Raw genomic sequence first — 21,276 nt, forward strand, 5'->3', positions numbered from 1 at the left:
GTAAATCGAAGATTTACTGGGAGTTGCACTGCAAGTGCAACAGTACGTGGTCCGTTTCGTTCGCTCCGCTCACTCAAGCGGACTAATCAAGTGGATACAACCGTAAATTTCCCATAACAATTCTTCATCCAACTATGTAAGCCATATATTTATTAGGAAACTCGCTACCCCTTTTGTAGTATTTTGAAAAAATTATCCCGGGGCTTTTTCAGGCTGCCTGCCAGATCAGGCCAAACCATTAACCGCTCTGAGTACTCCGAGCTTCTTTTTTTGGTTTTTCTTTCCTTCTTCTTCTTCTTCTTCTTCTCCGGATTTCGTGTTCCGGGCAGCGGTAGGAATGCACCAGGACAATGGCTACGGCCCGGATTCCTGATTCGAATGCGACTTTCAGGCCGGCTTTTGCGGCTTTAAGGTTGAGGGGCAGAAGTTCCTGTCCGTTGGCTCCGAAACGCTCTTCGACTTCGATCACCTTTTCATAAAGCTGGTCGGGGAGGATTATCTGCTGCGCAAAAATATCCGGCCGGTTCTGGTAGCCTATCCGCAGAGCGTCTCCGAAACCCCTGGTTGTAACTAAAACAGTGCGTTCTCCTTTCCGTTCGAGGAGAGCGTTTGTGCCAACGGTTGTGCCCATTTTTATGTGTTCTATCAGGTCGTCGGTGGGCAGGGGGACGTTTTTGGGGAGGTCCAGCAGCTGGCGGACCCCATGCATTGCGGTGTCCTCATAGTGGACCGAATCTTCGGAAAGGAGTTTATGGGTCAACAGCTCTCCGGCCGGGGGTCCGGGCCAAGATATCCGTAAACGTGCCACCACGGTCTATCCAGAACTGCCAGAGGGGTTTTTTAGAAGAGGTAATCATGAGTGGAAGAATTGTCTAACAGGTATTAAATATTAATTCAGGCCTCCGGCTTCCAGCTCAGACAAAAAATATATTTAAGTGAGATCTTATATATGAATATGTATGAAAAGAAACAGGGTAGCAAGCCTTCTGTTTTTTGTATTTTTCCTGGCCTTTGCTCTGCTGTTTATTCTTACAGAGGTCTTTGTGATGTTCAATTCCTGAATGAAGTATCAGGCCAGTTCCTTTCTATCTTCTTCAATAACTCCGGCCAGGTCCTTTTTTGAGGTGGTTTGTATGAGGGTGTACTGTTTGCTCACCGAGGCCGTGGCTCTGGCTGCTTTTTCCATTGCGAGGATTATGATTTTTATCGCGTCTTGAAACCCGCTTTTTTTCGTCCAGTTATCCTTAAAACATTTATTGGCAACCTGTTTTGTGAAGTCGTTTCCAAATACGATGAAATTGCTGCCTTTGCTTTTAGCGGTCAAGGCCATTTCGGAATCCCGAAGTTCGGCAATAGCATAATTTCCGGCCGAAGCATAGAGTCTCCTTCTCCTGAGCACGCCGGCTTCAAAGGAGGTAACTTCCCCCACAAGGATCCCGACCCGCTCAGTAACCTTGTTTTTGTTGTCCCTGACCGTTATTTCGACTTCAAGTTCCCCTGCCTTTTTTTCGAGTTCCTCATCCGTTGCGATTGCGCCGCTGTACAGTTCTTTTTCAAGTTTTTCCCGGTCGGTTTTTTCTCCCCGGAAAGTAATTTCCCGGAGGTCTCCGGCCATAACGGCCCCGTTTTTTCCGATGAACGTGATTACCAGACTCATATCCTGAAGCCTCAGTTTTTTTAGATTTACATGTTAATATAATATTCAAGAGAAGAAAACTTTATTTTTTGACTAGCACTTATATTTATATAAGTATTGCTTTAATACCGTGTGCTAATCTGCAGGCCGTTTTCGTTAAATTTATTAGTCAAGTAACCCCCAAGGATTGAAAATTATTTTGAATTATGGGTATGTTGCAAGCTGCCTGTACATTATCAAGGAGGAATCAATTGCCTGAATTAAATATTATTCTGAAAATTATGAATTTTACAGCTTTTCTATGGATAACAACCTACGTATTAACAGGAATTAAAAAACTTGGTAATATAATATATGGAATGCGTATAATAGTTGCCGCACTGTTTGGAATACTGGAAGCAATTATCTGTTATCTGGCTCAATTCCTTACTTTAAGGATGCAGGTTAAACTTTACTTTCAAAGATGCATGTTTTTCCGTTATCAAGCGGCTTTGTTTGTGTGGGCCTAAGGAATGAATAATCCTACTGATGACGTTTTTATTGGGGTGGCAGGTAATTACCCAAGTTCAAGAAAGAAAATAATGATGCTTGCTTTGTACTCATCTCTTCCAGAATAATATTACACTTATTTGATTCTTTATCCTGGATAACTGCCAGCCTAATTTCGGACAAATTTTCAATTAGTCTTCTCATAGAAAGACCATATCTCTTTGTCTCCCAGGCTAAATATCTGTAGAAAAGTAAGCCAATTATAGACAGAAATACGTGAACTTTGATATTTTCATCTTTGTGGTGGTACACCGGTCCCACAGGGACAAGCAGGTGATCATTCAATAGCTTAAAATCATCCTCTATAGCGCCTTTATTGTTGTATGTTTGCACAATTTTTTTAGTGTGCCAACGGTGCTTATCTGTAAATAGTATATTTTTTCCTAATGAATTTTCGCGCTTATTTTTATTCTCTTCGTCAATCCAGAACTTTAACTGAGGTTTTTTCTTACCTTCAGGAGCATCAGTAATTTCATATTTCACCATACTTCTGTATTTTTTGATAATAATGTCTGCAACCTCTTTTTCTACACTGCTCCTGTTTCTTGCTTTTCCTCTGTTGCTTTCCAGTCTCCTCTGTAGGTCTTCCAGATTCTCAGTTATTTTTGACATATTTGACTCACAAGTTCTTTTTTGAAGTTTGTGAGTTCCTTCATTGAAAGTAATTACTGTTGTAAATTCTGTCCCGTAAAACTGATGCTTTGTCCGATAGCCATAAATTTTGTGGCCTTCTGAGCTTTCATATAAAAATTGATATTTAGATAATGGCACTTCAAGAAGATCATCTGCCTGATTTGCTTTTACAGCCCCTACAAAATTCATCTTTGAAGTTGCTTTTTCAATGTTGTCCTTTGAATTGTTTCCCTTATCAAAAACAAGAACAAGGTCTTCCGAACAAATATTCAATTCGGTTAGACGGTTTACTATTTTGTCAACCAGACCTGAAAATTCCTCTGAATCATGCACATTTCCTGGATATGTCTCGTGAATAAAAGGTAAGTTGTAATCATTAGCAGCCAGCGCTACAGATACCTGATTTTTGTCTTTACGATGCTTTTTGTTATACCCTTTATGAAGCAATTCACTTTTTTCATCATAATTGGTAGCATAAGTGAACCAGTTTGATTCATCCACAAACAGTACTGAAGGGGTTAGTCCTTTTTCGATGAGAACTCGGCACAAATCGTCTTCAATATTTTTCATTGTGTCGGAATCAATGTAATTCATATGATTCAAAAAATTCTGACAATTTAATTTATGAGGGAATTTCCACTTAAAAGATAAGGCCGATTTTTTGAACCATTCCCCAATACCGTTTTCACTTAAAACTCCATGAGATTTCCCCACTATATCAAGTAAAAGATACTCTCCGACACTTAAACCATCGATTGATTTTTTCATAGTGTGCTTGTTCACTATGTCAACGAATCCAAGCTCTTCATTCACATGAAGAAGTGCGGCAAGTTTGCCGTACTCAAAAGATTTCAGTTTCATGTAGGGCAATGATTCACTCTGTTTTTTCATTTCAAATATTTTTTCGGCATTGCCTAAATATATCTGAAATATAGTTTTCACTTTTCCATCAATTCTGCCAGTTTTAATAATATACCAGTATTTTTTACCGTTGATTATTTTCTGTTTTAAAAAAACCATGATATAAATTTAGGTTCTACGTATATAAAGATATTTCTTCAAAAAACAGATACAATAGGCTTTTTAAATGTAATTTAGAACTTAGGCCTTACAAATATTTTTTTTAACGGATCTTCCTTGCCACTGATTTTTGTGGCAAATCAAGGCAAAAATAGCTCTTCTTTGAAAGCTGAGTTAAACAGTCCTGAAAGGTAGAGATGGGGCTTGCATCATATTATATAGGGAGAATGTCGGATTCTGGTTTTGATCTGTTACAATTTCATAGTTAAAAAAGTACTTTTCTATGAATTTAAAAGGGCCTGGTTTTGGAGGCCCCATTCTTTTTTACAGGTGCCCCAGCGGCAGGATATATAAGGGATCCTCGTTGGTCGGGAGTTTCAGCACTTTTCTGACATCTTCGTCCTCGAAAGCTCCAATCGGACAGGTTCCCATCCCCAGTTCCGCGGCCAGCAGGCAGACGTTCTGGGCTGCATGCCCAGCCTCCATATCGGCGTAACGGATTCCTCTTTTACTATATTTTCCTGTGATACGCGGGTAGACGGCCGAGATTACGAGGCTTGCAGGTGCGTCTCTGACCTGGGGCTGGGAGAGGGAAGCTTCAGAAAGTTCTGCTCTTAAGTCCCCTGCGAGTTCCCGGATAAGGGCGTCTTCGTCCGGGATATACCTGTACACCCCGGGCTCTATTCCCCTGACGTTTCCGGCCACAAGGTGCACTTCCAGGGGATAGAGGGCTCCTGCGGAAGGAGCTGTCCTGAACCCTTCTTCGGAACTTATCCCCTGGGCTGCCCGGAGGAATCGGGCTGTATCACTTTCTGTCAGTTCTCTTTCCGAGTACGAGCGCACGGATCTCCGCTTTTCGAGCACTGCTTCTATCAGGCTCCTGGCGGCAGGTTTTTGCTCGGGCAGTTTGATTTTCATCGGCAGGTCCGTAAGACCCTGGTCTCCCATATTTTGTTCCCCTCTGTTAATTATCCCTTGTAAACGGTTTTGAGAACTTCGATAACTTCGTCTTTGCTGACGCGATGGTACACTCCCTTTTTTATAAAAAAACACAGTTAAAAGTTAAATATGTTTCTGCGAAAAAAATATAAAATGGATGTTTATAATTTATGGAGGTTAAAAGCACCCGGGTATCCGGATGAAAAAAATGCAATGAAGTCCTGACTTCATTGCTTTTGTGTTGTGCTTCTCCCCTTCTTCCTCTCCTCTTTTTTTCTCCCTTTCATAATTCTTTTGCTGCTTCAACCATAGCCCTTATATTCTCGAGCTTCGTTCCGGGGGGAATCCCGCAGCCTGGGGCGAGGATATCCACTCCCTCAGCAATGCATTTGAGAGCCTCTGCCCGGACATCTTCTGGCCTTCCCAGGAAGAGGGTGTCCGGGGGGTTGATGTTGCCTATGATTGCGACCCTGTCCCCTACGAGTTCTTTTGCTTCCCGGATGTCCACCAGGTGGTCAAGGCTGACACCTGCAACTCCTGTGTCCGCCATCATCCCCAGAAGAGGGGTTGAGTCCCCACAGATGTGGAGGATGACCGGTTTACTCAGGCTGTGGACAAGTTTGGAGCAGGGAGGATAGGCTGCCTCTTGATAGAAGTCACTCCCCAGGAGCTCACTACCTGCGGAAGGATCTATGACAATGATCGCATCAGCTCCGGCTTTTTCAAGGGCATGCCCGTAACTGATCAGTACTTCGGTTGTGAAGGAAAGCAGGGCCTTAAAGAAGCTCGGGTTGTCGAACATGTCCATTAACAGGGCTTCGACACCCCTTATCTGCCCGGCAAGGGTAAAGGGCCCGGTAATCCCGGCTATAATCGGGAGGCTTGGGTCCTCTTCTTTCACGAGCTTTATTGCCTCGAGTACCACGGGCATCCTTCCGGTTTCGGAGGGATTCGGGATTTCCAGGGAGTAGAATTTATCGGGATCACTGAGAACCGGATCTTTGATGGAAGGCTGGGAATCGGAATTTCCTTCGTGTATGACAGAACCCAGGGCTTCGGCTTCAACACAGAGATCAAAGGGAACCCTTACGCTTTCGATTCCTCCTAACCGGTTGGCGGCAAGGGCCAGTTTTGCCATCTTCTGCGCGCTGGAATGTGCATCAGGCCAGGTTGCCCCGGTTTCCGCCATCATCTCAACAGTTGCGGTCTGAAGAGGACAGGCCACAGAGACCCTGTCCACTTCTTCTTTATTCAAGGCAGCAAGAAAACGTTCTTTACTGTTCATTGCAATCCTTCACGTACATTTTTTTAGCTATGTAACTCTATGCTTCTTTTTTTGGTCAGTTAGCTCTCTTTGTTGCTACGAGCTCTTTGACAGCTTTGATGGCTTCCGGGGCATTTTCGGCGTATGCATCCGCGCCTATAGAATCACAGTAGCGCTGGGATACAGGGCCTCCCCCAATCATGATTCCAGTGCCCGGGACTTCCTTCCTTGCAAGCTCGATCACATTTTTCATTCCCATCATGCTTGTGGTCATGAGGGCGGAAAGCCCTATAACATCGGCATTGTACTCTTTTGCGGCCTCGATAAACTTTTCAGGGGGAATATCCTTTCCCAGGTGATGGACCTTGAAACCTGCGGCTCCCAGCAAGCTGACCACCAGGTTGATCCCAATATCATGGACGTCTCCGAACACCACGCCTGTGATCACATCCCCGGGTTTCTCCGCTGCTTCCACATTCACATAGGGCTGAAGGATTTCCACGGCCGAGTTCATGGCCCGGGCTGCAATCATAATGTGAGGGACAAACATTTCCCTCTTATCATATTTTTCACCCACAATACTCATCCCACGAGTACAGCCTTTCATGATTGCTTCGTAGGCATCTATTTTATCTTCAATCACTTTGTTTGCAAGTTCCACACAAAGATCCTGCTTGCCGCTGACCACAGCTTTTGCCAGACTTTCAAAAATTTCCTCTTTAGAAGTCATATTACCACTCTGCTTTTTTAAGAAACCTTTTCCCGGACCCCATACTTGAAGTGAAATGCAGAGGACGGGTTTGAGTTTGTTTGAGTTTATCGATTTTCCTGTCTGTTCGCATGCTTCGTCTGTTAGTCTGTTCGCATTCTTCTTTTCACGCTTCTTTTTACCAGGGTTTCACATTTAGTGGTGCAGATAGTGTGGTGAGAACTATGGTGCAACGTTCTCATTCCAAAAGCTGTTTTTACGGCATTTAAACCATTCTAAGCCGTGATTTTTCATAGCCTTTATATATGGTTCTGGCTGGTGTTCACCCTCCAGGCCACATATATAATATAATTTTTTAGTAATTTTACATTCATCTAAGTATGTAAAAATAGCATTGTGCGAAGTGATATAAAAAAAATTTATTATTGGCCAGATTGATAAACTATAAATATGATGGTTTAGGTTGGAATATTTATTGCAATGTAGCTTCGGGGAAACAAAAAAATTAAAACTAATTTTTGGGCCTTATTGAAAGTCACTTTGGCAGGTCAAACTAATCGTGATATAAAAGCTTGTTGGCAACAAATTCTCTAAAATAGCATTTTCCGGGAATTTTTGTTTCACTATCCTGCGAAATCTTCCTGATAGGGCGCAGGAGACCTATCTTTCTGGAATTGTGTACATGAAAGAGACATCCTCTACATATAGAAAAATCTTATTCGCTTCAAATTTAGGGTAGCAACGTGAATTCCATGAGTTTGAATGAAATTGAATTAATTGTATGAGTTGGGGAATCACCAACCTGCACCCCATTAAAATTTGAATCTTGTCCAATTTAATGATTAAGTAGTTGCGTGGTTGAATCATTTACCGCTAATCTTGAAGAGGATACAAAAAATCTTTAAAAATAGTAGCTGTGGAGATTATGTATACATTTGATGAGAAATAAATCTAGTGTCGCGTCAATCCTCAAGTGTCGGATAAAGACGCGATAATTTTATTCTTGCATCCTCGGTTGTGAATTGCCAATTAACCTTCGAGTTTTTGTTGTTTCTGAATTTTTGCCAAGCCAATACCTCTTTCCTAACAAACTCGATGTTGTCAATTCTCCTTTTTAAGCACTGACCTGTAAGCACATTCAATTCAATCTCTGCCATATTCAACCAGCTTCCATGTTTTGGGGTGTACACAAACTCAAACCGATCCCATAGTGCCTTCGCCTTCTCTGGCGGAAACTGTTCATAAAGAGATCCAGGAATGTGTGTGTTTAGATTATCCATTACAAGCGTTATTTTATATGCGTATTCATATTGAGCTGCGATTTCTTCCAGAAAACAAGCCCAATCTCGCTTGGTTCTACTTTCGGTAATTTTTACCATGCGTTTTCCTGCCAATGGTTCACAGGCAAGGAATATATTGCACGTTCCACAACGCTTGTATTCGTAATCATACCTGGCTGGTTTCCCGGGTGAACCCGGGACAGGAATTCTTGTTTCTGCAATCAGTTGTTTTGGAGATTCGTCCATACATACAACAGGATTTAGTGGATCAAATGGACGCTTATAAACATCAAGCACCATTTCCATATTTGCAACAAAGCTACTGTTTTGTTTCGGTGGAATTAACCATCCTTTCTGTTGCCAGGGTTTAATTTCGTTTTTTTTAAAACACGTCGAACGGTTTCATGAGAAATATTATCAATATAGCCAAGCTCTACAACCTGATCAGCTAACAACCTCAAAGACCATATTGCAAAACCTTCGGGTGGTTCGCTGCAACTTAAGGCGAGTAAATGGGCTTCAAAATCACCATCAACTTTTTTTTTGTAAATGCGGCTTCCTTTTTTTCCGTTAAGGGTAGCTTCAAGACCCTCTTCAACAAACCGCTTCTTAACTCGATCAATTTTTCTCATGCTTATATTCAGGACACGTGAGATTTCTTCGTTGGTTGAATGTTTGTCATTCCATTCACCTTTGTCGCAACCAAGCAAGATAAGAACGTTGATAATTTTATGTGAGTTATGGTTGCCCTTTGAGGCAAGTTCACAAAGATCTTTACGTTCATCTTCAGCAAGTGTCACAGTGTATTTATTCATAAGAATTCCTCTGGGATTCATATGAACAACATGCAATATATCTGTTACGTCATTTTACGCATGACGCGACACTAGTAGTTACTTACTTGATCTGTAAAACCAAGTACATGAGCCATATCAACAAAATTACGCTTTAGATCGTTCTATGCCCCATGCTACTGTTTTTCATTCAACTGCGTAAGTCCTAAAATCAATAGTGATATATAGAAATGATTAATATATTGATAACAGTGGATACTTTCACCAGCCATCAATCCAACTTATGGGGGACAAAAATGGATTCCAACAATCTAAACCTTGGTGTCACCGACCAGAATGAAATAAAAAAATTTTACCCTCTTGTACAACATTCAATTGAAAACAGTATAGAGCCTATTTTTTGGATTAATTCAGAAGGTCGTTTTATCTACGTCAACAAAGCAGCCAGTAGCTATTACGGCTATTCCCGAGAAGAACTACTTACAATGATGGTCTATGACGTTGAAACTCAATTTTCAAAAAATAGCTGGGATGAAGATTGGGAAAAAGCCTGGGCCAGTCACAAAAAGGGAAAATTAGTCATGTTTGAAGGCTATTACCGCAAAAAAGACGGTAGTGTTTTTCCTGCCGAGACAACGTTAAACTATATTAAGTTCGAGGGTGAAGAATATCTTTTCGCATTTATTAACGATATCACTGAGCGCAAAAAAGCCGAGGAGGCGCTTCAAAAATATGCGGAAGAAATGGGGCGTTCTCATGAAATGAAAAAAATGATTGAGAATGTTATAAATAATAGTCCGGTAGTCATTTTTTTCTGGAGGGCTGAACACAACTGGCCTGTAGAATTCGTATCCAAAAATATTAAGCAGTTTGGGTATTCAGCCGAAGACTTCATATCCGGAGAACTTTTGTACGGGGACATAATTCACCCCTCTGATATCCTGAAAGTAAGAAATAATTATACCAGGAGTTTGGAAGCCGGTTTGAATAATTACATTCAGGAGTACAGGGTCTTGACGAAGTCCGGTGAGGTGCGCTGGATTGAAGAAAGGACCTTTATCGAGTATGATGAAGACAACAAGCTCACTTCCATTCAGGGTATTATAGTTGACATAACAGAAAATAAAAAGAGCAATAAGTTCCTGCAAATTCAATGCGACCTTGGAAATGTCCTTGCTTTCAACAACGATTTACAGGATACATATAAACAGATACTTGAATTATCTCTCCATATAAGCCCCTTCGATTCCGGTTGCCTTTACGTGTTCGATAAATCCACAGGTGCTCTGGATCTTGTAGCCTATAAGGGGTTATCTCCTCAACATATTGAAAACGATTCCCACTACAATGAGAATTCTGTCTTTGTCCGTTTGCTCATGTTAGGAAACCCCGTGTACAAAACCCATCCGGAAATCATTTCCATGACGGCCGTTAAATTACCTCATGATGAAAAATTGCGTGCTACAGCCCTCATGCCTCTGAAGTACGGGGGAAAAATTATAGCCGCACTCAAACTTATATCACACGACAAGAACGATATTCCGGAAGCTTCGCGCAGTTCTCTTGAAACTATTGCTTCTCAGGTGGGAGTAGTTATTGAACGTGCAACGGGTGAAACAGAATTTAATAAGAAAAGTAGTGACCTTCAAAAACTGTTTGATGTATTGGAAGATTTTCTTTATATACTCAGCCTGGACGGATGTATTGTCCACTGCAACCCGGCATTTATTAAACACCTGGGTTATTCAAAGGAAGAGCTTCTGGGTATGAATATTCTTGAACTCTGTGCCCGTTCTCAAATGCTGGATGCAGCCAGAACCTTTTCTGACACGGTGGCTGGAAAAAGATCTTTCTGTGGTATTTCATTAATCGATAAAAATGGAAAACCGGTTCCATTAGAGACCAGATCCGTTAAAGGAGAGTGGAACGGCCATGAAGCCATAATATGTCTTTCCCGGGAAACTCTTGACTGCAGTGAGCAAATCGGGATTTGATTTGTAATACTTCAGTACTTATTTTTAGAGCTACTTCGACAAAGGTGTTCATGTTCATGGTAGGAGGTTCAAAATTCCAGAGAATGCTGGCCTATATGGCGCAGGTGCAACCTTGAGCAGGTTTAGATGAGTAAAATCTCTTTTCCGGGCTTTGTTTGATAAGCAGACATTTATAATATAAAAAAAAACTCAAGATTATTATTAATAAAATATTAATCTCTTTTTACAACTATTTAACAAAAAGATCAGAGTAATTTTTTTAAAAAAATGTATCTTATATTTATATTTTACTAAACTATATCATCCCTTATTTTCCCATATTCTGGCTTTCAGCGTATCGGTTTTGTCAGATATTCATTACCTTGACTGGAGTGAGTTAACTATTCTCTTTTTATTATTCAGTTTCCGCTTTATATGAATGGGATGGGTTTCTAATGGTTTGAAAACGTTTAAATTATTTTATTTGGTATTTTAATTTTGTAGCTCCTCGAAGAGCTTCATGGATGGAATCTTCAGGGTGAAATCCCAGATGATGTCTCGCAATTTCTGCAAGGTCACAAACCCCATTGTTACAGGCTGGCAGATTCGCTCTCGATAGGGCCAATATGGTAAAACGACCAAAAAACGGTGAAATTTAAAGAATCTATGAAATTTGGCCCCTTGCTTGCAGAAAATTCGGGACACTTCCACCTCATTGAATTGAAGTTGAAGAGTTTTAATGGTGCACAATAAACAAATCTGAATAAATTTGCGAAGTCCTAAAGTCTGAACAAATTAGCTAAATTCTGGTTTTTTGAAGTGGATCAGCAGCTATACCCGGGTTTCCGGCTTCACAGATACATGTAAGTGTGGAAGTTTATGTGATTGCAGAAGGTGTGTTGAAATAACGTAAAACTGGCTAATAAGACTTACCAGTAATTCGCAAAAAAAAATTGAGGTATGTATGAGCACAAAAGAAGAGATGAGCCATGGAGAAAGGGTCAGAGCAGCAATAGACCTCAAGGAACCAGATAGAGTTCCGGCGTTTTGTACACTTAGCTGGGCAGTAAATATAGCAGGTAATAACCTGAACTGCATTGGCAAAAAAGAAAAAGATGTCAGTATGCCTAAATTCCTCAACACACCGGAGATTCAGGCTGAAGCTCATTTCAAGGCAACTGAACTTTTTGATGCTGACTTTGTCTGGTGTTATTCGTCCAATCAACCTGTGGCAATTGCCCTTGGATGTGAAGCAAGTCAGCCTTACTGGAGTACGACAGCAATTTCCAAAACGGCAATTGATAGGGTGGAAGACTGGAAAAACCTGGAATTTCCGGACATTGAAAAAGACCCTACAATCTCTAAGCAGCTTGATACAATCAGGCTGGTGGAGAAGGGGCTGCATGAAAAAAGAGGAAATGATACTTTTATAGATGGCCTCACAAACGGACCTTTTACGATAGCAGGGCTGGTTCTAGGCATTGAAAAATTGATGTTTGCCATGATCGACAGACCGGACGATACAAAGGATTTCATCGATTTTTGCACGGATGTATCTATAGAAGTTGCAAAAGTCCAGCTTGATGCCGGAGCAGACCAGATTTTCTGCCCTGACCCATCGGCATCCGGAGACCTGATCCCCCCTGACTTTTACAGGGAATTTGCACTGCCTTATGCAAAGAAGTACTGTGAAGCGATTACCAGCCACAAGGATAAGTATTCTTGCCTGTACCATATATGCGGAGATACAGCTGATAGGCTAGAAGATCTGGCTTCAATAGGTGTAAGCGCCCTCAGCCTAGACTACAAAGTTAGTATGAAAGAGGTTAAAGAGAAGATTGGCGATAAAGTCTGCATTTCCGGAAATGTCAATCCAGCAGAGACCCTTTTCATGGGAACGCCTGAACAGATTGAGGAAGAAGGACGTCAGTGTATAAAAGATGCAGCTCCTGGTGGAGGATACATCTACTGGTCAGGATGCGACCTTCCCCTTGATTGTTCTCTGCAAAATATGAAGGCGTTCATGGAAGTTCCGATAAAATACGGGAAGTATCCCCTGGAATTGTAAATAACTTGTAACCTTGTGAAGGTTTTATATTAAAAGGTGAGGGGAGTGAACTACCCCCACCTGTGATGGGACTTATACTTCTCCAATTTCCGAATAGATCCGTGAAAGTCCCTGCAGGGTGGAATACCCTTTTCGGGTGAGGATGTAGTCCCCACGCTCGCTTCGTTGCATGACCATTCCGGTATCCACAAGTTTTTGCAGGTGGAAAAGCAGGTTTCCTCCCCGGAGGCCTGTGATTTTTGAGAGTTCGGAAAAGCTTTTGCTCTCTCCGGAAAGGGCCTTCAGCATCAAAAGCCGCTGTTTATTGGCGATTGGTTCACAGATCTCCGAGACCATTTTATCGGGCTGTATTTTACTGATGTCCACCTCTCCGGCTTTTCCTTCCCCGGATTCATAAATCTGGAGGGAACGCATGAGTTTGATCTGTTTCTCAAACATTTTGGAGGCTTCCGAGAAACATTTACCGCAGTTTTCGGTTTTTGCCTGGTCTTTCATGTCTTTCAGCTTCCCCCTGTATATTTGTATGGTCTCTTCATCCACCTTTTCCCGACCTACAAGCCCGGCCGTCTCCTGGAAAAAATCCTTGAATCCGGACTCACAGAGCTCCCTCATCTTGCAGTGCAGGGTCATGTTCTCATGCATCTTTTCGCCTGCGTCTTCGCAGAGGTAATCGATCATTGGCTTCGTGAAGTTCTTCTTCATTTCCGTAAGCATGACGTCAATGTACTGCTGGTTGGCCCGCTGCAAAAAACGGGAAAACTCGTTTCTCAGGGAAGACACTTCTTCTTTAATTGAATGCAGTTCCTGGATGTAAGGGGTTTCCAGAAGCCCCTGTGCCGTATGGGTCATATTTTTCCTCGCAATCTACGTTTAAAGTTATAAAATTTTAATTAGAAAAACGATAATGAATTCCGGACCGGATCCTGAAAGCTGCTCTGATAAGGTTATTTTTCTACACCGCCCGGCCCATTGTATAGAATTATGACGCTCAAGTATATAAATATGTACTGCCTTTTACTGTCTGGTGATAATTAATGGAGTTAGAAGACATAAACAACTACGTTCAGAATGCCAGTAAAGAAGAACTCAAAGCCTTCGGTTTCCTCGGTCAGTGGATGGCAGAAAATGTCCCCAAGTACTGCAATTGCCAGTGCAAGTGCTCCGAGAACTGCGAGCTTGCAAAAACACTCGGTGGAGCCCTTCAGGCCGCAGGCCAGAAGCTTCAGAGCGAATAATTAAGCCTGGTGAGCCAGGATAATCAGCGTCAAAAAGGTCGGCGGAACCCTTCGGGGTTCTGTTCTTCTTTCATCCTTTAGTTCTTTCTTTTTTGCGGTCTGTCATTTTTCGTCCTTTTTTCCGGGTTCCATCAATGTAAGTTTCTGCCGCGTTTGAAGTTCTCGATCCATAATCACTAGCAAGAGGACGTTCAACCACGGAACACACGGAAAGACACGGAAACCGGCCTTCGGCCGGTGAGTAAGTTGGATCTTTATATAATCGGATTCAAAAACGTTCCTGAATTCTTGAAAGAGGACAAAAAAATGCCAGAACAACCTTAAAATCGTCTTTCTGCATTTTTTCCGTGTGTTCCGTGGTTTGAGTGCACACACACCAAACATCTCTACCAACAAAAACACAACATGTATGAGTATAGAGAGAGCAGTTCCTGATATAAATTCTGGAGTTATATTTTAACCATTCCTAAAAGCGTCAACTATCGAATCTAAAATCGAAAAATAGCCGGAAAACAGTCAGAATACAGTCAGAAAGAGGTTTTCATATGCCCGTACTGAGTATTATCGCCTGCAGGATGTTTGAGGATGAGCTTGCCCATATACTTTCGAGTGATGAGGAACTGGAGCAGTTGATTGTGGTGGAAGGCAGGGACAGCTTCGGCCTGCTCCGGAAACTCAAATCCGAAAACTGTCTCCCCCGAACAGCGCCTCTGGACAGGGTCCTCCTTCTCCTGGGAAACGGCCATGACTCGGCCCTCACAAAAATTACAAAACCCCTCCAAACACTTCCTTTTTTCAGGCAAATTCAAGAGAAGAGAAAGCTCAAAGCGGCCCACAGGGTAACGGTGGTCGTAAACCTGCTTAAGTTGGGGCTTCATGACGATCTGGCCCTCCTTAAATCTGAAGTCCACGGGAAGATCCGAGAAATGGCCCCATTCTCGGATGGAATTCTCATCTTTTATTGCAGCTGCGGAGAAGCCCTGAAGAATCTGGAAGAGGATTTTTCGGGATTGGAGTGCCCCTTTACTGCCTGAAAGATGGAAACGGAGAAATCGTGGCAGACTGCATAAGTGCCACCCTCGGAGGAAACGCCGCCTACGATGAAACCATGTATGCCTGCCGGGGAACCGGCGCCCTCTACTTCACGCCCATGTCAACTACCCCACGCTAAAGAAGCTGTCCGACAATTCAATTTCAGGGCAAAAATAGGTGAAAAAAAGGTATATAAGGCCTTTAAATCAAAAACGAAGAAATTCGGCTATTACTGACAGTAATTATCGGACAGCCTGTAAAGCAGTGGGGCTTGTATAAGCCCTGGTTGACCAGCCTAAGTCTTAATTGACTACGTTGGAAATGTCATGATACCTGCGAATGCTTCCTCAGTTTGCAGCTCTATCGTGTAGTATTAAAAGTCCTGAGAGGTAGGGACGGTGTGCTACGCATGACAAGCGTTTCCAACATTGGCGAGGGGAGACAATTTCAAAAATTGCGTTACCTGCTATGGAAATTCGTTTCCAGCGCAGAGTGGAGAAATCCAGCATGATTTTTATACTTAACAAAAACAAAGAGCCGTTAAGTCCCTGCCATGAAGCAGTTGCAAGAAAACTGCTTAAAGCGGGAAAAGCGGTTATTCACAAAAAATATCCCTTTACAATTCGACTCAAAGAGCTGAAAGAGTCTAAGGACAATTCGGCTTTTAGACTGAAAATAGATTACGGAAGCCGTCACACGGGTCTTGCTATTCTGAAAGGTTCAAATGTTGTCTGGGTTGCACAGTTGCACCACAAAACAAGCATAAAAAAGAATATGGATAGCAGAAGAGCAATGAGGAGAACCCGAAGAAACCGCAAAACCAGATACAGAAAACCGAGGTTTCTGAACCGGAAAAGGCGGGAAGGCTGGCTGCCTCCATCCCTGCAAAGCCGTGTAGATAACATAGGAAATTGGGCAGATAGGCTCAGGAAACTATGCCCACTGACACATATTTCCTATGAAAACTGCAAGTTTGATACTCAACTCATGCAAAACCCTGAGATAAGTGGAATTGAGTATCAGCAGGGAGAGCTGCAAGGTTATGAGGTCCGGGAATACCTGCTTGAAAAATGTGGTAGAAAATGTGTGTACTGCGGAGCTGAAAACGTTCCGTTGGAGATTGAACACATTATTCCTAAAATCAGAGGAGGCTCAAACAGAGTCTCCAATTTAACATTGGCTTGTAGAGAATGCAACCAGAAAAAAGGAAGTCAAACTGCAGAAGAGTTTGGACATCCAGAAGTATATAATCTGGTTAAAAAGCCGCTTAAAGATGCTGCGATTGTAACAGCTACCAGATGGAAAGTTTTCGAGGCATTGACTAAAACAGGCCTTCCGGTAGAATGCGGCACGGGTGCATGGACAAAAATGAACCGAATCAGGGCAGAGCTGCCAAAAGATCATCATTTCGATGCTATTTGTGTAGGAGAATCCACTCCAGAAAAAATCAATTTTGCAACAAACAACGTCCTGCATATCAAAGCAAAAGGAAGAGGGCAATATAAAAGAACAAATCTCGATAAGTACGGCTTTCCTCGTTCATACCTTCCCAGGCAAAAAACCTTTTTTGGTTTTCAAACTGGCGATACAGTCAAGGCGGTTGTACCCAAAGGCAAGTACAAAGGGACATGGTTTGGTTCCGTTGCTTGTAGAAAATCGGGTAGTTTCGACATCAAAAACAAAGAGGGGAAAAGGATCTCTATTAATAAAAAATACTTCAAAGTATTACAGAGGACAGATGGTTATGAATATTCGACAGAGAAGTGCGGCATTCCTCCCGGCGCTAAAGCAACCGGGCTCCCTGCCTGAATTTTTGTGGGCCTCGACCTGGAAAGAGAGAGAAAAAGAAAGGAAGAAATCCCGGACCTTCGGCGAGAATTTCCTGAAAGACCCGAGATACTCAAGAGTCGTAAAACTCGATACCGGCCTTTCATATGACCCTGATTTCCATAAAAACATCCGGGATTTTGCCCGCAACTTCGATATGGAAATTATGGAAATCAAGGGAAGTGCGGAACTTGCGGTGAAGTCTTACAGGGCCGCGAAAAATGGGGTTATCCAGCACGCTCTGGAATGATCTTCCACCCGAGTTTTGCTTCGGGATCACAGGAAATCAAAGATTTCCTGGGAGTTGCGGTGACATCGCAACGGATGTCCGACAATTATTGTCATTAATACCCGAATCCCTTCTTTTTTGATTTAAAGGCTTTATATACCTGATTTTTCCTGTTTTTGCCTTGAAATTGAATTGTCGGACAGCTTCTAAAGCCCTGGGGCTTTCTGCTGTGTTCCTGTAAGGAAGGCTAACATTCCCACATTCTCCCTAAATATGCCCTATCGTAAAAAGATATATAACAGTAACCATAATAAAGAAGCAGATAATATTATAATAATTATCATTTATTACCGCAGACCAGGAGAACCCTCCCCTGGTTAAAGGAAACTGCCGGGTTCAGGGACACCAAAATCCTCTTTTTTTTGAGACTTTATCAGTTTTTGGGGACAAAATCATTTCAGGGGTTGAAGGAATTAAGGAAGCAAGCAACCTGGAAATCGAAAAACAGGGAATAAAAATGGAACAATTTCCATCAAATAACCCGAATCCCGTCTTCCGTGTGGGGAAAGATGGAAAGGTTTTTTATTCGAACAGGGCAGGAAAGCCTTTACTGCGGGAATGGGGTGTGGAAATAGGAGAATACCTGCCCTTATCTTTAGGAAACTTTGTGCAAAAGGTATTTTTCCGGAACATGCCGGAAAAGCTGGAAATCAAAGTGGAAGATAGGATATATCTGGTTTCGTTTCATCCCTTGCTCAAAGAAGGGTACGTAAACATTTATGGGTTTGACATAAGCGGCCAGAAAAAGCTTGAAGAAAAACTCCGGAAAAAAGAAAAACAGTATGATGTGCTCCATAAAATAGGGATAATAGCTCTTACCTACGAAAACCTCCAGGCCTTTATGGACAAAAGCGTAAGACTGGTCGTTCAGACCCTTGAACTCGAATACTGTAAGATCCTGGAACTCCTGCCAGATGGAAATTTCCTGCTCAGAGCCGGTGTGGGCTGGAAACCCGGGTATGTGGGAAAATATGTAGTTGAAGGTAATAATGAATCTCAGGCTGGATACACTCTGCTTTCAAGTTCTTCCGTGCTCGTTGAAGATTTTAAGGAAGAAACACGTTTCAGGGCTCCTCCCGTCCTGATAGAACACGACGTGGTCAGCGGGATGAGCGTTATCATAGGCAACGTGGAAAAGCCCTATGGAGTGCTGGGGGCCCACAGCACGAAAAAAAGGAAGTTTTTCGGGGAGGATGCCTATTTCCTCAGTTCGGTTGCTTTTCTGCTTGCGGGTGTAATCGAACACCGACAAACGGAAGAAAAACTGGAGCAGTACAGGGGACACCTCGAGGAACTTGTTGAAGCAAGGACCTCCGAACTTATGAAAACGAATGAACAGCTCTCTCTGGAAGTTGCCGGGCGTAAACAGGTGGAAAAAGAGCTCCAAAACAATGTAAATTTCCTCGAGACTTTTCTTGATACGATACCTTCTCCCGTGTTTTACAGGAACCTGGACCATGTTTACCAGACCTGCAATGAGATGTTTGCGGGTTTTATTCTGGGCCACAGCAAAGCGGAAATCATAGGAAAGTCTCTGTATGATTTTAAGGAAGAGTTTTCAGAGGAAATGGTTCGAATCTCCGAACATTATGACAGACTGCTTCTTGAAGAAGGAATAAGCCAGCCCCATGAAGTACGGATAAGGTGTGCAGAGGATGGCAGGGTAAGGGACTTTCTTGTACATAAGGCCAGGTACAGTAATGTTTCCGGAAAAGTAATCGGAATTGTGGGTATATTGCTTGATATTACGGAGCGAAAAAAGGCAGAAAAAGCCCTTCAGGACGCTGAAAATCTCCGCAAAAAGGAAATTCATCACAGGATTAAAAACAACCTCCAGGTAATCTCGTCCCTCCTCAGCCTCCAGGCCGAGCAGTTCAGCGATGAGAAAGTCATCGAAGCTTTTGAAGAAAGCCAGAACCGCGTCATATCAATGTCTTTAATCCATGAGGAACTTTATAAAACAGGAGATTCGGAATCGCTTGATTTTACGTCCTACCTCCGGAGACTGGCAACGGATCTTCTCAGGTCCTATAAAGTGGGAGGAGATGCCATCCACTTAAAACTGGAGCTCGAAAACATATTTCTTGACATGGACACTGCAATCCCACTCGGGATTATTGTCAATGAACTTATCTCCAATTCCTTAAAACACGCTTTTCCGGACGGGAAAAATGGGGAAATTCAAATCAAACTCTGCCGGGAAGAGAATGCCGAAAAACCCCGGATTATATTAATTGTCTCAGATAATGGAAAGGGCCTGCCGAAAACCGTCGATTTCAGAAATACTTCCTCGCTTGGCTTTCAGCTTGTAACAACCCTTGTAGAGCAAATTGAGGGCAGCATCGAGCTTGAAAATGGGGAAGGATCAAAATTTACAATAAGTTTTGAGGGAATGGAGTGAGGAAGAGGAATGGAGAATCCTCAAAAAAATTTAATATTTCTCTTAGAGGCTGTCTGAATATTCAAACCATTTCTACATTTGGGTAATAGGCATTGTTGATCTTCAGCTAACACAGCAAATTAATTTAGTCATACTTATCTACTCGATGTTTAAAATCAAATTCATTGGACATCATAATTAAAATTGAGTGGGTGTAATATAATTAAATAATACTTGCACCCAAATCATTTGTTGATGCCAGAACAAAATGAAAGACTGCCTTACCCGAGTGATTTATCTGATGAAGAATGGGAACTACTTAAGCCGCATATCCCAAATTCCAGAAATAATCGAGGTCGAAAGCGTGTTCATTCTTATCGGAAAATATTGAATGCCATATTCTATTTGCTACGTTCTGGTTGTGCATGGAGAATGTTACCACACGAGTTTCCACCGTGGAAAACTGTTTACCACTATTTCCGTCTTTGGAGGATCAAAGGAATTTGGGAGCGCATAAATGCTGCGCTGAGAACTAAACTGAGAGTTGCAAATGGCAGAGAACCAGAACCAAGTGCAGCGATTATAGATAGTCAATCAGTCAAAACCACAGAAACACCTGGAGTGCGCGGCTATGATGCTGGCAAGAAAGTCAAAGGGCGAAAACGCCACATTCTGGTGGATACAACAGGGTTACTATTGACGGTTGTAGTTCATGCAGCGAATATTCAGGATCGAGATGGAGCTAAACTTGTTCTGGAACGAGTTAATGGGACATTCTCTCGATTGCAGCTTATTTGGGCTGATGCTGCTTATGCTGGTAAACTGATTGATTGGGTCAATATTACGTGCAGTTGGGTTTTGGAAATCATAAGGCGTAAGGATGATGTCAAAGGTTTTCAAGTACTTCCTCGCAGATGGGTAGTAGAACGTACATTTGGATGGCTGGGTCGATATCGGCGTTTGAGCAAAGATTATGAAGGATTGACAGAGTCCAGTCAAGCCTTCATCTATGCTGCTATGATCCGTGTAATGAGCAAACGACTGGCTAAGATAGAACATTTAGAAAACTGAAATGTGAATATTTAGACAGCCTCTTAGACTTTAGACATTTGACGGTTTAATGTTACCGTTTTTTGGTCCAAATACGTGAGTACTATCCCAATTGTATAATCAAATTGAATTTTAAGACACGCTCTTAGACAGCAGAAGACTCCTTCCTCGATGTTTCTAATCAAAGATTAGAAACTCCTGTTAAACCTATGGTTTAACATGACAGCCGAAGGCTGACAGGTGGGGGTAGTTCACTCATTTGCAAAAATAAGTCCCCTCCAGCCCGAACTTTTCGGACAGCGCGCATTTCTGATCCTCACCAGCCGAAAGCTGGCAGGTGGGGAGGTAGTTGACCTGTTTTTTATTGTTTTCAGGTATTGGTTTTGAAACTGTCTGTTATATATGCATTGGTAACACTAGAATGCAGTATCTAAAAGATATTGGTATTAATATGGTACTAATCAAAACATAACAACTCTTTAAAAGTGCTGAAACCCCCCAAAAATAACAAGCCCATAGGTAGAAAAAATGTATTGTGACCAGTGTCCTGAAGTCCTGAGTGGAAAAGGCTGTACGAAAAACGGCCCGTGCAAAAAAC

Annotated in this window: 18 protein-coding genes; 10 read left to right on the forward strand and 8 right to left on the reverse strand. The window is 42.3% G+C overall.

The genetic code is table 11. From position 1 onward, the window contains the following. Positions 1-238: 238 nt before the first annotated feature. Both ACZ5QV_RS14870 and ACZ5QV_RS14875 read right to left on the reverse strand, forming a co-directional pair. On the reverse strand, positions 239-760 hold the full coding sequence (locus ACZ5QV_RS14870) for a hydantoinase/oxoprolinase N-terminal domain-containing protein (RefSeq protein WP_464600540.1): 522 nt from the start codon (positions 758-760) through the stop codon (positions 239-241). Positions 761-1,069: 309 nt separating this feature from the next. Further along, positions 1,070-1,657: an MJ0548 connectase family domain-containing protein gene (locus ACZ5QV_RS14875; RefSeq protein WP_464600541.1), complete on the reverse strand. Its 588-nt coding sequence runs from the start codon at positions 1,655-1,657 to the stop codon at positions 1,070-1,072. A 230-nt stretch (positions 1,658-1,887) separates the two neighbouring features. On the opposite strand from ACZ5QV_RS14875, the gene ACZ5QV_RS14880 reads away from it, so the two are divergent. After that, positions 1,888-2,145: a hypothetical protein gene (locus tag ACZ5QV_RS14880; RefSeq protein ID WP_464600542.1), complete on the forward strand. Its 258-nt coding sequence runs from the start codon at positions 1,888-1,890 to the stop codon at positions 2,143-2,145. A 28-nt stretch (positions 2,146-2,173) separates the two neighbouring features. Here the strand turns inward: ACZ5QV_RS14880 and ACZ5QV_RS14885 are convergent, their stop codons facing one another. From ACZ5QV_RS14885 to ACZ5QV_RS14905, 5 genes are all read right to left on the reverse strand, one after another. Then, entirely contained in the window at positions 2,174-3,838 is a 1,665-nt protein-coding gene (locus ACZ5QV_RS14885) for an IS1634 family transposase (RefSeq protein ID WP_464599431.1), read from the reverse strand. A 324-nt stretch (positions 3,839-4,162) separates the two neighbouring features. Next, a complete protein-coding gene (locus ACZ5QV_RS14890) occupies positions 4,163-4,786 on the reverse strand; it encodes a SagB/ThcOx family dehydrogenase (protein ID WP_464600543.1) in 624 nt (207 codons plus the stop codon). Positions 4,787-5,060: 274 nt separating this feature from the next. Further along, a complete protein-coding gene (locus ACZ5QV_RS14895; RefSeq protein WP_464600544.1) occupies positions 5,061-6,062 on the reverse strand; it encodes an MtaA/CmuA family methyltransferase in 1,002 nt (333 codons plus the stop codon). Between the two features lie 55 nt (positions 6,063-6,117). After that, positions 6,118-6,771: a corrinoid protein gene (locus ACZ5QV_RS14900; protein ID WP_464600545.1), complete on the reverse strand. Its 654-nt coding sequence runs from the start codon at positions 6,769-6,771 to the stop codon at positions 6,118-6,120. 941 nt (positions 6,772-7,712) lie between these two features. Further along, a protein-coding gene (locus ACZ5QV_RS14905; RefSeq protein WP_464600546.1) for an IS630 family transposase occupies positions 7,713-8,845 on the reverse strand; the annotation gives its coding sequence in 2 pieces (ribosomal slippage) (positions 7,713-8,419 and positions 8,419-8,845; 1,134 coding nt in all). A 275-nt stretch (positions 8,846-9,120) separates the two neighbouring features. Here ACZ5QV_RS14905 and ACZ5QV_RS14910 point away from each other — a divergent pair. Both ACZ5QV_RS14910 and ACZ5QV_RS14915 read left to right on the forward strand, forming a co-directional pair. Beyond that, the gene (locus tag ACZ5QV_RS14910; RefSeq protein WP_464600547.1) at positions 9,121-10,818 is read left to right on the forward strand and encodes a PAS domain S-box protein; all 1,698 of its coding nucleotides are present in this window, start codon (positions 9,121-9,123) and stop codon (positions 10,816-10,818) included. Between the two features lie 943 nt (positions 10,819-11,761). Next, on the forward strand, positions 11,762-12,865 hold the full coding sequence (locus ACZ5QV_RS14915; RefSeq protein WP_464600548.1) for a uroporphyrinogen decarboxylase family protein: 1,104 nt from the start codon (positions 11,762-11,764) through the stop codon (positions 12,863-12,865). A gap of 72 nt (positions 12,866-12,937) precedes the next feature. On the opposite strand, the gene ACZ5QV_RS14920 is transcribed toward ACZ5QV_RS14915, so the two are convergent. After that, positions 12,938-13,714, reverse strand: a complete 777-nt coding sequence (locus tag ACZ5QV_RS14920) for a winged helix-turn-helix domain-containing protein (protein WP_464600549.1) — start codon at positions 13,712-13,714, stop codon at positions 12,938-12,940. Between the two features lie 185 nt (positions 13,715-13,899). Here ACZ5QV_RS14920 and ACZ5QV_RS14925 point away from each other — a divergent pair, with 185 nt between their 5' ends. The 7 genes from ACZ5QV_RS14925 to ACZ5QV_RS14955 all read left to right on the forward strand — a co-directional run bounded on the left by ACZ5QV_RS14925 (position 13,900) and on the right by ACZ5QV_RS14955 (position 20,699). Beyond that, entirely contained in the window at positions 13,900-14,100 is a 201-nt protein-coding gene (locus ACZ5QV_RS14925; RefSeq protein ID WP_464600550.1) for a hypothetical protein, read from the forward strand. 545 nt (positions 14,101-14,645) lie between these two features. Next, positions 14,646-15,134: a DUF1638 domain-containing protein gene (locus tag ACZ5QV_RS14930; protein WP_464600551.1), complete on the forward strand. Its 489-nt coding sequence runs from the start codon at positions 14,646-14,648 to the stop codon at positions 15,132-15,134. Beyond that, positions 15,116-15,271, forward strand: a complete 156-nt coding sequence (locus ACZ5QV_RS14935; RefSeq protein ID WP_464600552.1) for a hypothetical protein — start codon at positions 15,116-15,118, stop codon at positions 15,269-15,271. The genes ACZ5QV_RS14930 and ACZ5QV_RS14935 overlap by 19 nt, the downstream gene beginning before the upstream one ends. Positions 15,272-15,639: 368 nt before the next feature. Continuing rightward, positions 15,640-16,941 (forward strand): RNA-guided endonuclease IscB, encoded by a 1,302-nt coding sequence (gene iscB, locus ACZ5QV_RS14940; RefSeq protein WP_464600553.1) that lies wholly within the window; start codon positions 15,640-15,642, stop codon positions 16,939-16,941. Continuing rightward, the gene (locus ACZ5QV_RS14945) at positions 16,877-17,209 is read left to right on the forward strand and encodes a DUF1638 domain-containing protein (RefSeq protein ID WP_464600554.1); all 333 of its coding nucleotides are present in this window, start codon (positions 16,877-16,879) and stop codon (positions 17,207-17,209) included. The genes iscB and ACZ5QV_RS14945 overlap by 65 nt, the downstream gene beginning before the upstream one ends. A gap of 496 nt (positions 17,210-17,705) precedes the next feature. Further along, a complete protein-coding gene (locus ACZ5QV_RS14950) occupies positions 17,706-19,649 on the forward strand; it encodes a histidine kinase dimerization/phosphoacceptor domain -containing protein (RefSeq protein WP_464600555.1) in 1,944 nt (647 codons plus the stop codon). 234 nt (positions 19,650-19,883) lie between these two features. Continuing rightward, complete coding sequence (locus ACZ5QV_RS14955; protein WP_464599682.1) at positions 19,884-20,699, forward strand: IS5 family transposase; 816 nt, start codon at positions 19,884-19,886, stop codon at positions 20,697-20,699. Positions 20,700-21,276 lie beyond the last annotated feature (577 nt).

Source organism: Methanosarcina baltica, from assembly GCF_055394095.1.

What these genes read in the sequence shown, in the direction of transcription:
- ACZ5QV_RS14890 (WP_464600543.1), bottom strand. Translation starts at nt 4,786, where the DNA reads ATGGGAGACCAGGGTCTTACGGACCTGCCGATGAAAATCAAACTGCCC.
- ACZ5QV_RS14950 (WP_464600555.1), top strand. Translation starts at nt 17,706, where the DNA reads ATGGAACAATTTCCATCAAATAACCCGAATCCCGTCTTCCGTGTGGGG.
- ACZ5QV_RS14925 (WP_464600550.1), top strand. Translation starts at nt 13,900, where the DNA reads ATGGAGTTAGAAGACATAAACAACTACGTTCAGAATGCCAGTAAAGAA.
- ACZ5QV_RS14900 (WP_464600545.1), bottom strand. Translation starts at nt 6,771, where the DNA reads ATGACTTCTAAAGAGGAAATTTTTGAAAGTCTGGCAAAAGCTGTGGTC.
- ACZ5QV_RS14915 (WP_464600548.1), top strand. Translation starts at nt 11,762, where the DNA reads ATGAGCACAAAAGAAGAGATGAGCCATGGAGAAAGGGTCAGAGCAGCA.
- ACZ5QV_RS14895 (WP_464600544.1), bottom strand. Translation starts at nt 6,062, where the DNA reads ATGAACAGTAAAGAACGTTTTCTTGCTGCCTTGAATAAAGAAGAAGTG.
- ACZ5QV_RS14955 (WP_464599682.1), top strand. Translation starts at nt 19,884, where the DNA reads ATGCCAGAACAAAATGAAAGACTGCCTTACCCGAGTGATTTATCTGAT.
- ACZ5QV_RS14930 (WP_464600551.1), top strand. Translation starts at nt 14,646, where the DNA reads ATGCCCGTACTGAGTATTATCGCCTGCAGGATGTTTGAGGATGAGCTT.
- ACZ5QV_RS14920 (WP_464600549.1), bottom strand. Translation starts at nt 13,714, where the DNA reads ATGACCCATACGGCACAGGGGCTTCTGGAAACCCCTTACATCCAGGAA.
- ACZ5QV_RS14875 (WP_464600541.1), bottom strand. Translation starts at nt 1,657, where the DNA reads ATGAGTCTGGTAATCACGTTCATCGGAAAAAACGGGGCCGTTATGGCC.
- ACZ5QV_RS14910 (WP_464600547.1), top strand. Translation starts at nt 9,121, where the DNA reads ATGGATTCCAACAATCTAAACCTTGGTGTCACCGACCAGAATGAAATA.
- iscB (WP_464600553.1), top strand. Translation starts at nt 15,640, where the DNA reads ATGATTTTTATACTTAACAAAAACAAAGAGCCGTTAAGTCCCTGCCAT.
- ACZ5QV_RS14945 (WP_464600554.1), top strand. Translation starts at nt 16,877, where the DNA reads ATGAATATTCGACAGAGAAGTGCGGCATTCCTCCCGGCGCTAAAGCAA.
- ACZ5QV_RS14885 (WP_464599431.1), bottom strand. Translation starts at nt 3,838, where the DNA reads ATGGTTTTTTTAAAACAGAAAATAATCAACGGTAAAAAATACTGGTAT.